Raw genomic sequence first — 13,972 nt, forward strand, 5'->3', positions numbered from 1 at the left:
CGTTAATTCACTTTGTCGTGGAGGTTCACAAACCATGTCCAGATACCGACGTGGAAGTTCTTAAACACATCGATTCCCAGCGCGGATTTCAGCATATAGAGCGCCAGTAGCACCGCAAGAATCGCGAACAGCACGGCAAACGTAATCGCCAGAGTGGAAAATAGACGCCCGAGCAGCGTACTTTCCCGCGGGATTTTGCGCAGATCGCGACCGCATAAAAAGACCACGAAATAGCGGCGATGCAGAAAAGGAAAACTGTGGCGAAAATCGATGCGATGGCGGGAAGCCAGGCTCGCTCTCACCAGCGCCTGTTCAATACCGCGCTTTTGCTCCGGCGTTAACGAGGCTTCTGTTTCCGGATCAAGCGCGGAATAAAAACGCTCGATGACCAGGTCGGATGTTGATTTTGTCACGGTTGACTCTTATTCGTTAATCGCTGATAGACCTGAGACGTTTTCGCTGCAATGTCCGGCCAGCGGTATTTGGCCATTAACTGGCTGTAATCCGCGGCTTCATCACCGCGCCAGGACTGGAGCTTTTGCGCCAGCGCGGCGACATTGCCCGTCGGAAAATAAACTTCCGCAGGCAGGTCGATCTCCAGGTTGGCGGGGATATCGCTGACGATAACCGGTAAGGACCAGGACATGGCCTCCAGCAGGGCAATAGGCAGCCCTTCATGGTAAGACGGTAGAACAAAAAGCCCGGCCTGTGAGAACAGGGTATGCAGCGGATCGCCGCTAATAAAACCGGTCATGATCGTTCCCGGGGTAGCGGCAGCCTGCTTCTTCAGCCGCTCGCTGTACTCATCAGGATGGTCGGCATCGCCAATCAGCACCAGCGGCAGCGAACAGTTCGAGGCTTTGTAGGCGGCAAGCAGATCGTGCAGCCCTTTTTCTTCGACAAAACGGGCGACGGCGACAATGTATTGCCCGGCTTTCAGCGAATACTGATTCAGCGTGGCCTGTCGCGTTTCTTCGGCGGGAAGCGGCGGTTGGCGCACGCCGTTATAGATCACGTTAGCGTTGGTACGGCCGTGTTTGGTCTTAATGAGCGTATTAATCACTTCCGAGATAACAATAACCTCATTGGCATATTTCACCGCCCATTTCTCACCAAGACGCAGCATCTCTTTCGCCATTTTGCCCCACTTCTGGCGATCGTAGTCCGGGCCGTGGTGGGTAAAAACGACGCGCTTGCCGAGCAGGCGCAGCAGCGGGACCACCAGTCCAGGGCCGACCGCATGAACGTGAACCACATTTGAGCCGTCAAACAGGGTGCTGAAGGCGGCCAGCGTTGAGTGAATAATGGCTTCGAACTTGCGGCTTTTAGGCGCCCACAGGCTTTTTAACCGCACGCCTTTATATTCGCTACGGCGGTAGTCAACGTACGGTGAGCGGGCAATGACGCAGATATCGGCGTGATTCTGTTGATAGATTTCCGGATAGAGATTCTGGCAATGGGTCTCAACGCCGCCCTGTACATTCGGAATACCGCGGGTGCCAAGCACCGTCACTTTTAGCTTCATTTCGCTTCCCCCACGAGCTGCTGATAGAGTTCCTGCAGAACCTGCATATGCCGGGCGAGATCGTATTTATCCTCTAAACGCTGGCGCGCGTTGATGCCCATTTCCCGCGCCTGCTGCGGATTGGCTGCCAGGTTATCCATGATGCGCGCCAGCGCGTCGGCATCCCCGGGTTCCACCAGATAACCATCAATGCCATCGCGGATTTGCTCAGGAATGCCGCCGATATTGCCGCCGACGACGGGGCGAGCGAACGCCATCGCCTCCAGTACCGACATCGAGCAGTTTTCATAATATTCGGAAGGGACGATCACCGCCCGCGCGCCGCGAATCAACGCGTTGAGCGCTTCTCCGTGGCGCATATAGCCGAGAAATTCCGGACCGCTAAAGCGGGCGCGCAGGTCGTTGCCGAGAGGGCCATCGCCGACGATTTTCAGCGGCATGGGCTGCTGCATTTTTTGCTGCGCCAGCGCCAGGGTAGCGACGCCTTTCTCACGGCTCAAGCGGCCGATATAGAGGAAATAATCCCCCGCCGTATCGCCCGGGATCGTGGCGCTGGCATCAATACCGTTGACGATCGTCTCGATCCGCGACCGGGGTAATTTACGCAGCAGCGTCTGACGCATAAATTCGCTGGGAGCGATGATGCAATCGAGCATGGCATAATTTTGCGCGAACTTTTGCCAGTAGGCCTCAAGCGACAGCAGCAGGCTTTTAAAGGTGTCGCCCTGCTGGCAACGATGGCGGAAGGCGTTGCTCACCGAACCGGTAAGACAGTCATCGCAGACGTGGCCATCGCGCAGCATGGTGTACGATGGACAAACGATTTTATAATCGTGCGCAGTCAACACCGTTTTACAGCCAAAGCGTTTGGCGACGCCGATTAGCGCCGGCGTCAGCTGGTGGTAAATATTATGAAAGTGCACAATATCCGGGCGTTGCGCCAGCAGCAACGTATTGAGCTTGTTGCAGGCCTCCGCATTGTAGATAAAGTCGATACCCGCTTTGAGCTTGCCTGTCAGCCCGTGGTTTTGATGGTAGTCCACGTTGTGTACGAAGAAGCTTTCCCAGGGCGAGGGTTTATTTTCTGCATGCTGCATGCTGAAGTCGACAACCTGATAGCCCGCTTGCAGCATGGCGTCTCGCTCCTGGAAAAATACGGTTTCCGCTCCGCCCTTAATAAAAAAGAATTTGTTAACGAATAATATTTTCATGTTCTGTCTGGATATGTTTTGGGTTGGAGACGGTCACGGCGGGTTGTTTCATCGGATCGCGAACGGAGTTCATGAGGCCTCGCACCATACCTGCGGAAAATAACGATAAGTTGATAACGCTCTGTACACCGTCCCGCAGCGACTTATTTTTAATCGCCTTCAGGGCGATAAACGCCAGCAGTGGAAGCAGGGCGATAATAATCAAACCGGGATTTAACGACAGCAGGCAAATAATCAATACCAGGATATACAGCGTGAATATCAATTCGTTGCGAACAATCTTAAGCGCGGCAGGGAAATGCTTTTTCCCCCAGCAGTTGCGTAATAGCTCACCGGGCGCCCATAAAAAACCGTTCTTCCAGCGATAGGTCAACATTTTAAATGTCGGCATGGTATAGGAAGCATGGCTAAAATAGGGCGCAGCGAGGCGGTGGAGTTTATAGCCCGCGGCCTGCAAGCGGATCCCCAATTCGGCTTCTTCATAGCCATGGAGATTAAGGTTAGTCAGATAGCCAATTTTCTCGATTGCCGAGCGGCGATAGAGTCCGCCGCCGCCAAGGTGGTCGGTATCCCCCTGCGGGTAAATAAGATGCAGGCGCTGCTTGCGCGATTTAAACTCATAGTTAGCGGCATCATCCATCTCGACGCTGCCCGCCACGCCAGCGTATTCGGGATGTTCTTCGAGAAAGGCGACGGCGGTGTCGAGAAAACCTGGCTCCAGCTCCATATCGCCGTCCAGCAGCAGCAGATAGTCCCCTTCGCTGAATAACCAGCCCAGCTGGTGGCCTACGCCGCAGCAGCGATCTTTCGCATTATCAAGGCAGACCACCATCGCATCTTTGGCGATGGCCAGCTCCCGTGTATTGTCGGTGGAGAGGCTATCGGCGACGATAATTTGATGCGGATAAGGCTGCAATTGCTTGCGGACGCTGTCGATCGTTTTTTCAATCCCCTGCGCTTCGTTGAGGGTTTTAATGCTGACGGTAATTGATGGCGTTTTATTCATATTGGGTACCGGAGTTCAGACGAACGGAACGATGAATGACAATGAGCGCCCCGAGGGCCAGCCATAATAAAAACTGTAGCATGGGAATGATCATCAGGATCTGACTGTAGGGAAGGCTGAGTAAACAGCCGATGGCAAAGACGTAAAACGCAGGCGCGGAGCTGAGCAGCTGTAAATCTTCATGTTTAAGATCGTAGCGGGAAAAGGTCTCTTTGGGCCGCATGCCGATAAGAATAGAAGCAATCATGGCGATAAATAAGATCACGCCGATAATACCCACTTCCCACAGCATCATGCTTAGCGCGGTGGAGTCGAGTATCAGATGATACCAGGCGCCGATATAGCCTGGAGAGACCGTACTGCCGCTGTTGGTCGCGTTCAGGCCGTAGCCAAATAGCATTCCGCCGGGGCCAAAAAGTTCGTTATGCTTAAGCCAGAAGAAAATAGTAGTAAACCGGCCGAGCTCGCCGCTTTCCATAATGTAGTTAGTATCAAAAATATAACCGAGAGAATCGATAAATACCGAGAGCGCGCTTTTGGTCGGATCCCCGCCGAAGGCCGACGAGTAGTTGGAGGCGAGAATGGTGATAGCGGCAAAAATTAACACCACCATTCCGGCGGCGATTATCATCAACGAGCGCAGGGTGACTTTGCTGATGCCGCTGACGTAAGCGGGCATGATCCACAGCAGCGCCAGTAAGAACGGCGACAGCAGAATCACGAATTTTACCTCGCCGACCACGCAGAGGAAAAAGGCCAGCACGATATGCGCCGCCATCGACTTGAACGAGCAAATACCGTGCTTAAATTCGGACACCTTCAACAGCATAATCAGCAGGCAGAACATCCCCATGGCCGCGGTATTGCCGCCGCCCATCGGGTCGCCGCCAAACGTGCCGACCACCGAATCCCATTTTTCATCCTCACCGCGCAGGGCGACGCGTTTTGGCACCACCACCAGCACCTGATAGATAGCCAGCGGAAACTGGACGTAGAACAGCCAGTAAAAAAGCTGAGTCAGGCGATGCAGCTGCGACTCGCGAAACATACCAAGCAGCATGCAAAACATCACCAGCGACAAGGCCAGTTCGTTTTTAAAACCGACGATGGCGGTGACGATACCGGATTGTAAAACGGTGGCGCAGAGGCTGAGGATAATAAAGGTCAGATACAGCGCTAGCACCACCTTCTCGCGCGAGCTGAGCGCCAAAGGCTGCTGCCGGCTTTGCATCATCAACAAAACCACCATGACCAGCACCATGAAAAACGGAAGCCATAATACGGCGACAACGCCGGTGAAATACTGCACCGTGCCGCAGAAGACGATGGTCGTCAGCGCGAATATTTCCAGATAGCGACCGGTGTTTAGCTGCATATTTTCTGCTCCTGCCGGGAGAGCTGCAGCGCCCGCTTATTCATTTTCAACAGAATGAACAGATAGCGAATGCTGGTAAGAACAGAGAAAGTCAGCAGGGCAATTTCATAGCTTTGGCCCAATTCAGGTAGAGCGATAAAAGCGACGATAATGATCAGCAACTGCTCTATCTGAATGCGTAAAAAATAGCGTTTAGAACCAAAGATAAGCTCGATAACGGTCAGCGGACTGACGGCCAGGGCGGCGAACAGATAAGGCAGCATATAGCGTGAGGTCGGGATCGAATTGAGCCACTCCTGGCTGAAACCCAGGCGCATGACCAGTGGATAGAAAATCCAGATCCCAAGGATACAGATCAGCGCCGCGGCCATCAGCAGCAGGCGAATTTTTTTGTATTCCGCATAGTTAAAGGTGTTGTTACGAAAATCCATCGACCATTTTGAAAAGATGGAATTGCGCACCGCGTTACCGACAATCATCACCGGTGATAAGCAGAAGCGGCTCACCACCGAGAAATAACCCGCGACCAGCGGTGAAAACCAGACGTTAATCAACATTGTCGGCAGATTGTTGCTGGCCATCGCCAGCACTTCCGCACTACCGACGCGGCTGAGATGCTGCCAGTGCTGGCGCGCGAAAAGACCGTTCGCCCGCGGTGAAAAGTGTGCCGGTGTCAGGGTGCTGAAGCGAAACAAGCGCAGCAGGCAGAGGCTGAGCAGCAGCAAAATGCCCACCATCCAGGCAATATAGAACAGCGTGGTATTCGGCATCGCCAGCAGGGCTATTGCCACCACCAGCGATACGGCGATGCGCTGAAAGGTGAGGAACGGATAGTTACCGCCGCGCAGCGAGAGGTTCTCGGCGATCAAAACCAGTGCATAGCCGAAGGTGAGCAGATAGAGAAACACAATATTGAGATGGAACATCAGTCCCGTGACCACTGCCCAGGGGAGCGCCAGGAGCAGGCTTTGCAGCAGGCAAAATACCACGTTCTGCCCCAGTTCATGCTCTTCCTGGCGCGGGATCAGCAGCTGCGACGCAAAAGTGCAAACCTGAGCGCCAATCAGCACGTTGCTGTAGATCATCGCGTAGTGCCCGACTTCCGCCATGCCGTAGCGATGGGAAATCAGCCATACAGAGAAGGCGCCGATCGCCTGCGAGAGGACCGAGGAGCTGGCGATTGAAGAAATACTCTTAATTAAGTTCATAATCGCTACTTCGGTGAAATCAGTTCGCCCATGCCGCGCTCGGGCAGGCGTTTGCCCTCCTGCGTCTCCAGGTTCTCTTCTTGCACCCGGTTAAGCATGGTGGCGACAGGGGTTGGCGCGGCGGCTTGCAGACGATTTTGCGCATCGCGGATGCGCGACGCCTGCTCGCCAGCGTTGACCACCAGCAGGCTGATATCGACGTGCGGCGCCAGCAGCAGGGCGTCCTGGGCCAGCCCGAGCGATGGCGCATCAATGATCAGATAATCGTAGGTCTGCCGCAGCGTGGTCAGCAGCGCCGGGAGCTGTTGCGAGGTGAACAGCAGCAGCGTCGAGTCGTTCAGTTCGCCGCGCGGCATAAAATCAAGATTGTCGGCCAGAGAGACGACCGCCTGCGACGTGGCGCAGCGGTCATCAAGACACACGCTGAACCCTGTTTTATGCTGAGGATAGCGCGCGGAGAGCCCTGCGCTTGCGAGATAATCTATATCGATAAGTAAGGTTTTGCCTGACTTAGCGGCGGACCACGCCAGCATTTCGGCAATCAGGCTGCTGCCGGCATGGGCCTGTGCCGAGGTCACCAGTATCGTCCCGCTATGATTATTCTGGCCGAGCAGCGCCAGGCGCAGGCTGTGGAGCATATCGGCATACAGCAGGTTCTGGAACGTCAGCTGCGCGCTGTTCACCTGAGGTAATAGCGGAAACTCACCGCTGCCATCAAGGCCCGTTTTGGCTTTGAGTTCGCTGATGCTGTTCACCGTTTTATCGAGCGCGGTGCTGACTATCAGGTACATGATGTACAGTGCGAGCGCCATCAGGGTAGCCATCACGATAAGCAGACCGCGCTGCGGTTTAGAGGGAAGATTTGGCGGCACTGCGGCATCGTAGATCACTTCATCAGGAACCGAAAAGCTCTCGGAGAGCTTCTGCTCATTCGCCCGCTGATACAGCGATTTATACAGCTCTTCAGTTTTGTTCAGCGCGGTCATCATGGTGTTGTATTTGTCGCGCTTGGCGCCCAGCGCCTGAAAGCCGGCTTTCTGGTCGTTGAGCATCTTCTGATAGTGCTGCTCATCGTCCAGCGCAATCTGATACTGCTGGCGTAAGCCGTTAAGCAGTTCCCCCAACACCTGGCCTATCTGCCCGTTCACGACCTGCAGTTGGGCCTGAGCCTGAAGATATTTCGGATGCTTAGGGCCATAGTGTTTCGCCGCTTCCGATAGGTTACGCCGGGTCTGGATTAGCGCGATGCGCAAATCCTGAATCTGCGGATGGCCGGAAATTTCCGGCAGTGAGATGATCGCTTCCGGCGGTTTCCCCTGCTGACGGCGCACTTTGTCCCATACCGTTTGCGCTTTCAGACGGCGCTGGGTGGCGTCGGCAAGATGGTTAATCACGATGCCCAACTGCTCGGTCTCGTAGCCATCCATGCTGCGGAAGGTCAGCAGGCCATTCTTTTTAAGAAAATCATCGATGTCGGCTTTCTGGCGATCGAGCTTATTGCGCAGATCGTCCATCATTTTTTCGTTCCAGCCCTGGGCCTGGAGCAGGATTTTCTGCTTCTGCGCCAGGCTGTAATCGATAAACGCCTGCGCCACGCCGTTGGCGATATCGGCGGCTTTTTGCGGCGATTTTGCCTCCATCGAAACGGAAACCAACTGCGTGGTGCGCACGCCGGAGATGGTCAGGTTTTTTTGCAGGGCGCGCACGGCATTATTGACGCGCGCGGCCTCATCAAGCTTATCCCCGCCGTTAAATTCCGGGTCCTGATCCAGCTTTAGCGCTTTTACCGCGGCTTCCAGTACCACGCGGGAGCCCATCAGCGCGTATTTGGTTTCATAGTAATCGCTGCGGGTGGAATCGTAGTTTTCCAGCCGCGGCAGGGGAGTGACGTCCTGCGACTGCGCTTTAAACAGCACCGTCGCGGTTGCGGTATAGCTGGATGACATAAAGCGCGTCAGGATCCACGACGCCGCTGCCGCCACCACGACCACCACCAGGCACCAGATCAGCTTGTGCTTAATTTTGTTGAAGTAAGGCGTGAAGTCGATAAAGCCTTCTTTCTTTTTTCCATTTTCAACTAATGAAATAGCCATATCAGAAGAAACTCATGCCAATGATGATGGTATCTCCAGCCTGTACGGAGGAGTCGGCGGCGACGTTTTCCAGCAGTTTACCGCTGCGAAACTGACGAATGCGGATGTCATGGCGATCGGCGCGATCGGTAAATCCACCGGCCAGCGCAATGGCTTTTTCAGCGGTTAAGCCCGGTTCCCAGGCGTAACCGTCCGGTTTTTTGACTTCGCCTAACAGATAAATTTTACGGTATTCGGCAATGCTCACGGTCACCATGGGCGCCTGTAGATAGTTACCGCGCAGCTTATCGGCAATTTCGTTGCCGACCTGTTCCGGCGTTTTTCCTTTCAGCATCAGGGAGCCTATATAAGGATAATCAACGCTGCCGCTATTATCGATTTTTACGCGCATAGTGAGATCCTGCTCGCCGGAAACCGCGATATTGATCTCATCCCCCTGGTCCAGATGATAAACGGCATCCGGCGGCGTTCGGATCGTCTGCGGCGGCGCTGAACAGCCCGCCAGCCATAGCGCCAGAAGAGAAACCATCACCCGTTTTCCATAGTTAAGGATCATATTTGTACCTGCGTCATAAAAATAACGGCCGAGTCGTTGTAGCCCAGCGTGCGCTCGACCTCATGGTTATAATCCGGGCCAATATAAAAGGCATCTTTTTCTTTATTAGAATGCATCGTGTTCCATTGCAGCTTCAGCTGAAAATTAACGGATGGACGGTAGTCGTAGTTGAAGGTGAGCGACACGAGATTTGATTGATCTTTGCGTCCGTTGGTCTGGTGTTTGTAATCCTCTGTAATATAAGAGTAATCAACCAGAGTGGAGAATCTGTCGACCAGCCAATGGTGCTCATATCCCACACCGAAATTTGATACCAGAATATAGCCGCCGGAGTCGGTGGGATCTTTTATTCGTTGTGAACTGTGTAAGTTGAGCTTTATCTGTTCAAGCGGTTTCCAGTCGGCGTTAATATCCCAGTTCAGGCCGTTGAACCCCTGTGAGTCGGGGTTATGGATGAAATCTTTATATAGCCAGGCGACGTTACCGTTGATCTCGGTCTTGCCGGAAAGGCGATTTTTCATGCCGACCAGCAGATAATATTCATTACTGTCTTTTAACGGGTTGAGCTCATAGCGACGCTGGTTGGTAATAAAACTGTAGCGATAGCGCAGCGTTTTGGCTTTTTGATCAAAAAGTTCGGCGACCAGGCTGTTTTCATGCCACTCCTGATCGTGCATGTAGTAATGAAAGTCGGCGCTGGCGTCCTCAATGCTGTCGAGATTGCGAAAGCGCAGCTGCTTATGCATTAGCGCAACTTCTGCTTTGCCGCGCCCTTCCGGGGCGCCGTAGCTATAGCGCAATTCGCTGTTAAAGAAGCGCGTGGCGATAGGCTGATTAATGCCAAATTCTTTAAACTGCTCGGGGAGAAAACCCTCGGTGGTATCGCGGCCGCGCTCTTCATGGCCGAACGTTTCATCGAGATCCAACGACAGCCCGTGCATGCTGCCGAAGCGCCACTTGCCGTTAAACATAAAAAAATGGTTGTCGCGGTTATCTGCGCTATCGCTGGCGTAGCGGCGGTAATCGCCGGAGTACATCAGTAAATAGCGGTCCTCGTAGCGCTCGCCGATGGCTTTAAAAATCGGCTTAACACCTTGATAAGCTGAGCCGATTTCATTCCCGCCGTAGCGTTGCCAGGTCACGTTGTCATTGTAACCGACGTCATAACCCACCTGGCTCTCGAAATCGATGCCAGCCACACCGGTATGGGGTTTTGCCTGCAGGTCAGCCCATGCGTAAGGCATCGCCAGCAAACCTGCGAGAAAAGTGAGTTCAGAACGCATTCTTCCCCACAAATCCGCGGAAAAACGTTAAAAACACAATCTTGATGTCCAGCAGCAGCGACCACGACTGAATATATTCCAGATCGTACTGAATGCGTTTTTCCATTTTATCAATCGTGTCGGTTTCGCCGCGAAAACCGTGTATTTGCGCCAGCCCGGTAATGCCGGGCTTCACTTTATGGCGGATCATGTAATTTTCCACCAGCACGCGATACTGCTCATTATGCGCGACCGCGTGAGGGCGTGGACCCACAATCGACATGGTTCCCTGCAGCACGTTAAAAAACTGCGGCAGTTCATCAAGCGAGGTTTTTCGTAAAAAGGCGCCGAAGCGGGTAATGCGCGGATCGTTACGCGTCGCCTGGGTCACTACCGCGCTGTTTTCCATCACGCGCATGGTTCTGAACTTCCAGACGGGGATCTGTTTACCGTTCAGGCCGTAACGGTTTTGTTTAAACAGCACCGGGCCCGGCGAAGTTAGCTTAATGCCGATCGCCACCGCCAGCATGACCGGCAGGCTGACCAGGGTAAAAAAAGCGCCAAGCACGATATCTTCAATACGCTTGAGTACCGCGCCTTCACCTTCGAAAGGCGATGTAAAAATGCTGATTGTCTGAATATTGCCGAACATCCGCAACTGAGAAATATGTGAGCTGTAGGAAAAGAGGTCCGGCACCAGGAATACGTCCACGGTGGTGTCGGAAAATTCATTCAAGAACTGGCGAATACGCTGCTGGGCGACCATCGGCAGGGCAATATAGACTTCATCGATTTCTCCGGCTTTCGCCAGCGCCAGCAGGTCTCGTGAGTTGCCTTTTTTCTCAATGCTTAGCAGGCGACTGTCGCGCTGAACGGCGCGATCCTCAAAGAAGGTTATATCAATCCCGTCGTGGGTATACTCCTTAAACAGCGCCTGCTCGATGGCCAGCCCGGCTGGCGTTATGCCTAAAATAGCTACCTTGAGTCTGGATTTGAAAAAATAGCGGCTGGTGATAACGCGAATAAGAAACATGCTAATAAATATGGCCATCGAACACAGCACAATAATTTCAGCTAAGCGCACCGCGTTTGTGCTGGCGTGATTGTTCAACAATAGTTCGGCGCTTACGAATAATAAAAATGATAACAAGCCGCTTATACTGACGCTGAAAAACAATTTAGTTAATTTTTTTAAATATTGTCCCTTGAACTGACCGGAATATAACTGAAAGTGTTCATTAGCCCGGATAAAAATCAGAGAATATATGATTCCCAGGAACAGAGAGGCCGTTGAGGGTTCGACGAAAAAGTATTTTAAATAAGCGAAAATGAACAGGTTGACGGCAAAAAAATCCAGTAACTTCATCAGCTTACTATAGCGGGCGTTGTAAATTTTAATGGTGCTATCCGTCATCTTTTTGCTCGTTTTATAGTCAATAAAATGATGTCCTGTCCTTCTCTAGAGCTGAATTTATGTCTATGAATCTATTCAAAAATTAAGCTTTAGCTTGGCGTTGATTATTGTAGCCTACGATTAATCTTATGTCGAACATGCCCCGGACTGAGGGGAGATAACTTTTCCTTCCGGGCAATAATACTTTTATCATGATCTTAAGCATAAAGAAGGACGATTACGGTTAAATAGGGGGAGACCCGGGTGGCAAACTAACGGCCGTCCTGGCGACATTTCCTGGCCGATCCGTACTCGAGCGTTAAAAAATCCGCGCCAGCGGAGACTGGCGCGTTTATCGGCTAAAGACCAATACACATATATTTGATTTCTAAGTAATCCTCAATGCCATACTTCGAACCTTCGCGGCCGAGACCGGAAGATTTCACGCCGCCGAACGGGGCGACCTCGGTAGAGATAAGGCCGGTGTTAATCCCGATAATGCCGTACTCCAGCGCCTCGCCGACGCGAAAAACGCGGCTCAGATCGCGGGCGTAGAAATAGGCCGCGAGGCCGAACTCGGTGTCGTTGGCCTGAGCGATGACATCCGCTTCATCTTTAAAGCGGAATAGCGGGGCGAGGGGGCCAAAGGTCTCTTCTTTCGCCACTTTGGCGTCGCCGGGGACATCCACCAGAATCGTTGGCTGAAAGAAATTACCGCCCAGCTCATGGACTTTCCCGCCGGTTACTACCCGCGCGCCTTTGCCCAGCGCATCGGCGATATGCTCCTGCACTTTAGCGATCGCTTTCTCGTCAATCAGCGGCCCGATAGTGACATTCGGCTGTAGACCATCGCCAATTTGCAGCTTACTGACCGCCTGCTGAAGCTTTTCGGCGAAGCGATCGTAAACCCCATCCTGGACGTACAGGCGATTGGCGCAGACGCAGGTCTGTCCGGCATTACGAAACTTGGAGGCCAACGCGCCTTCGACGGCCTTATCCAGATCGGCGTCGTCAAAAACGATAAACGGCGCGTTGCCGCCGAGCTCCAGCGAGACCTTCTTGATATCTTTCGCGCACTGTTCCATCAGCTGGCGGCCAATTTCCGTCGAGCCGGTAAAGGAGAGTTTGCGCACTAACGGGTTGCCGGTGAGCTCACCGCCGACCTCGCTGGCCGAACCGGTAACGACGTTAAATACCCCTTCGGGGATCCCGGCGCGGTTGGCGAGCTCCGCCAGCGCCAGCGCGGAGAACGGGGTCTGGCTGGCGGGCTTGAGCACCATCGTGCAGCCAGCGGCCAGCGCCGGGCCCGCCTTGCGGGTGATCATCGCCGAGGGGAAATTCCACGGGGTGATAGCGGCGGTCACGCCGATCGGCTGCTTAATCACCAGCAGCCGCTTATCAGCCTGATGGCCGGGAATGGTGTCGCCGTAGATGCGTTTGCCCTCTTCCGCGAACCACTCGATAAAGGAGGCGGCGTAGCTGATTTCACCTTTTGCTTCCGCCAGCGGTTTTCCCTGTTCCAGCGTCATCAGGCGCGCCAAATCGTCCTGATGTTCCATCATCAGCTCAAACCAGCGGCGCAGGATGCTGGAGCGTTCTTTGGCGGTAAGGGCGCGCCATGCGGGCAGCGCGCGGGCGGCGGCATCGATAGCCTCATGGGTTTCCCCGGCGCCCATTTTGGGCACGCTGCCCAGCTGCTGGCCGTTGGCGGGGTTCGTGACCACAAGGGTCTCTTTGCTGCTGGCGTCGCGCCAACGTCCATTAATCATTGCCTGCTGGCGAAAAAGGGTAGGGTCGTTAAGTTGCATGGTTGCGTCCTGTCTTAATCTGTTTTAGCAGTGAATGCGTCCGGCTCGGCGGGGGCTGCCATCGATTGATACTCCCGGCAGACCCAGCGGCGTCAAACATCTGTCCCTGCTTAGTGTAGTCGAACGCGTTCAGGAAGCCGGGGGTTCTACGGCTGCAATAACCATCATTAATTTACGGTTATTTGAACTGGCGGTACGTTATTGTGCAAAAAATGCGGTATTTTTTATGCTCAACTGGCAAGAAAGGAGCGCTCTATGTCACAGCAAGAAAGGTTTTGTCAGGCCTGTGGAATGCCGATGTCCGCCGAAGGTGCGAAAAGCGCAAGCGACGATTATTGCGCTTGGTGCTGCGATAGCGAGGGGAAGCTTAAGTCATGGGAAGATGCCGTCTCCGGCCTGGCTGAGTTCCTCGATTCCTGGCAGAAGGTCGGGCCCGTGGAATCACGCAAGCGGGCGATGCGTTATTTAACCGCCATGCCCGCGTGGGCCCATAAAGCGGAAGATTAACCGGCTGCCCGGAGCCAAAAACTCCGGG

The 13,972-nt window shown here is 53.7% G+C and carries 12 protein-coding genes; 1 reads left to right on the forward strand and 11 read right to left on the reverse strand.

The window, feature by feature from the left end; all coding sequences use genetic code 11:
• Positions 1–2: 2 nt before the first annotated feature.
• From IYV58_RS05260 to gabD, 11 genes are all read right to left on the reverse strand, one after another.
• The gene (locus IYV58_RS05260) at positions 3–413 is read right to left on the reverse strand and encodes a hypothetical protein (protein WP_004129207.1); all 411 of its coding nucleotides are present in this window, start codon (positions 411–413) and stop codon (positions 3–5) included.
• Entirely contained in the window at positions 410–1,525 is a 1,116-nt protein-coding gene (locus IYV58_RS05265) for a glycosyltransferase family 4 protein (RefSeq protein ID WP_004129209.1), read from the reverse strand. The genes IYV58_RS05260 and IYV58_RS05265 overlap by 4 nt, the downstream gene beginning before the upstream one ends.
• Positions 1,522–2,736 carry a glycosyltransferase family 4 protein gene (locus tag IYV58_RS05270; RefSeq protein ID WP_142469192.1) on the reverse strand — a complete coding sequence of 405 codons (1,215 nt, stop codon included), beginning with the start codon at positions 2,734–2,736 and terminating at the stop codon, positions 1,522–1,524. The genes IYV58_RS05265 and IYV58_RS05270 overlap by 4 nt, the downstream gene beginning before the upstream one ends.
• Positions 2,717–3,742 carry a glycosyltransferase family 2 protein gene (locus tag IYV58_RS05275; RefSeq protein ID WP_004129212.1) on the reverse strand — a complete coding sequence of 342 codons (1,026 nt, stop codon included), beginning with the start codon at positions 3,740–3,742 and terminating at the stop codon, positions 2,717–2,719. Before IYV58_RS05275 ends, IYV58_RS05270 begins: the two co-directional genes overlap by 20 nt.
• On the reverse strand, positions 3,735–5,117 hold the full coding sequence (locus IYV58_RS05280) for a capsular biosynthesis protein (RefSeq protein WP_087828268.1): 1,383 nt from the start codon (positions 5,115–5,117) through the stop codon (positions 3,735–3,737). The genes IYV58_RS05275 and IYV58_RS05280 overlap by 8 nt, the downstream gene beginning before the upstream one ends.
• Positions 5,108–6,325 carry a polysaccharide biosynthesis protein gene (locus tag IYV58_RS05285; RefSeq protein WP_004129214.1) on the reverse strand — a complete coding sequence of 406 codons (1,218 nt, stop codon included), beginning with the start codon at positions 6,323–6,325 and terminating at the stop codon, positions 5,108–5,110. Before IYV58_RS05285 ends, IYV58_RS05280 begins: the two co-directional genes overlap by 10 nt.
• Before the next feature lie 5 nt (positions 6,326–6,330).
• Complete coding sequence (locus tag IYV58_RS05290; RefSeq protein WP_142446301.1) at positions 6,331–8,418, reverse strand: GumC family protein; 2,088 nt, start codon at positions 8,416–8,418, stop codon at positions 6,331–6,333.
• 1 nt (position 8,419) lies between these two features.
• Positions 8,420–8,974: a polysaccharide biosynthesis/export family protein gene (locus IYV58_RS05295; protein WP_004129216.1), complete on the reverse strand. Its 555-nt coding sequence runs from the start codon at positions 8,972–8,974 to the stop codon at positions 8,420–8,422.
• Entirely contained in the window at positions 8,971–10,257 is a 1,287-nt protein-coding gene (locus IYV58_RS05300) for an outer membrane beta-barrel protein (protein WP_195729462.1), read from the reverse strand. Before IYV58_RS05300 ends, IYV58_RS05295 begins: the two co-directional genes overlap by 4 nt.
• Positions 10,247–11,650, reverse strand: a complete 1,404-nt coding sequence (locus IYV58_RS05305; RefSeq protein WP_004129221.1) for an undecaprenyl-phosphate glucose phosphotransferase — start codon at positions 11,648–11,650, stop codon at positions 10,247–10,249. Before IYV58_RS05305 ends, IYV58_RS05300 begins: the two co-directional genes overlap by 11 nt.
• A 338-nt stretch (positions 11,651–11,988) precedes the next feature.
• Positions 11,989–13,437 carry an NADP-dependent succinate-semialdehyde dehydrogenase gene (gabD, locus tag IYV58_RS05310; RefSeq protein ID WP_004129222.1) on the reverse strand — a complete coding sequence of 483 codons (1,449 nt, stop codon included), beginning with the start codon at positions 13,435–13,437 and terminating at the stop codon, positions 11,989–11,991.
• A 297-nt stretch (positions 13,438–13,734) separates the two neighbouring features.
• Between gabD and IYV58_RS05315 the strand changes: the two genes are divergently transcribed.
• Positions 13,735–13,944 carry a hypothetical protein gene (locus IYV58_RS05315; RefSeq protein ID WP_232391403.1) on the forward strand — a complete coding sequence of 70 codons (210 nt, stop codon included), beginning with the start codon at positions 13,735–13,737 and terminating at the stop codon, positions 13,942–13,944.
• Positions 13,945–13,972 lie beyond the last annotated feature (28 nt).

The organism is Klebsiella sp. BDA134-6 (assembly GCF_015601345.1).
GTDB lineage: Bacteria > Pseudomonadota > Gammaproteobacteria > Enterobacterales > Enterobacteriaceae > Klebsiella > Klebsiella grimontii.

Excerpts from the sequence above, each read along its gene's own strand:
- IYV58_RS05265 (WP_004129209.1), bottom strand. The coding sequence starts at position 1,525 with ATGAAGCTAAAAGTGACGGTGCTTGGCACCCGCGGTATTCCGAATGTA.
- IYV58_RS05270 (WP_142469192.1), bottom strand. The coding sequence starts at position 2,736 with ATGAAAATATTATTCGTTAACAAATTCTTTTTTATTAAGGGCGGAGCG.
- IYV58_RS05275 (WP_004129212.1), bottom strand. The coding sequence starts at position 3,742 with ATGAATAAAACGCCATCAATTACCGTCAGCATTAAAACCCTCAACGAA.
- IYV58_RS05280 (WP_087828268.1), bottom strand. The coding sequence starts at position 5,117 with ATGCAGCTAAACACCGGTCGCTATCTGGAAATATTCGCGCTGACGACC.
- IYV58_RS05285 (WP_004129214.1), bottom strand. The coding sequence starts at position 6,325 with ATGAACTTAATTAAGAGTATTTCTTCAATCGCCAGCTCCTCGGTCCTC.
- IYV58_RS05290 (WP_142446301.1), bottom strand. The coding sequence starts at position 8,418 with ATGGCTATTTCATTAGTTGAAAATGGAAAAAAGAAAGAAGGCTTTATC.
- IYV58_RS05295 (WP_004129216.1), bottom strand. The coding sequence starts at position 8,974 with ATGATCCTTAACTATGGAAAACGGGTGATGGTTTCTCTTCTGGCGCTA.
- IYV58_RS05300 (WP_195729462.1), bottom strand. The coding sequence starts at position 10,257 with ATGCGTTCTGAACTCACTTTTCTCGCAGGTTTGCTGGCGATGCCTTAC.
- IYV58_RS05305 (WP_004129221.1), bottom strand. The coding sequence starts at position 11,650 with ATGACGGATAGCACCATTAAAATTTACAACGCCCGCTATAGTAAGCTG.
- gabD (WP_004129222.1), bottom strand. The coding sequence starts at position 13,437 with ATGCAACTTAACGACCCTACCCTTTTTCGCCAGCAGGCAATGATTAAT.
- IYV58_RS05315 (WP_232391403.1), top strand. The coding sequence starts at position 13,735 with ATGTCCGCCGAAGGTGCGAAAAGCGCAAGCGACGATTATTGCGCTTGG.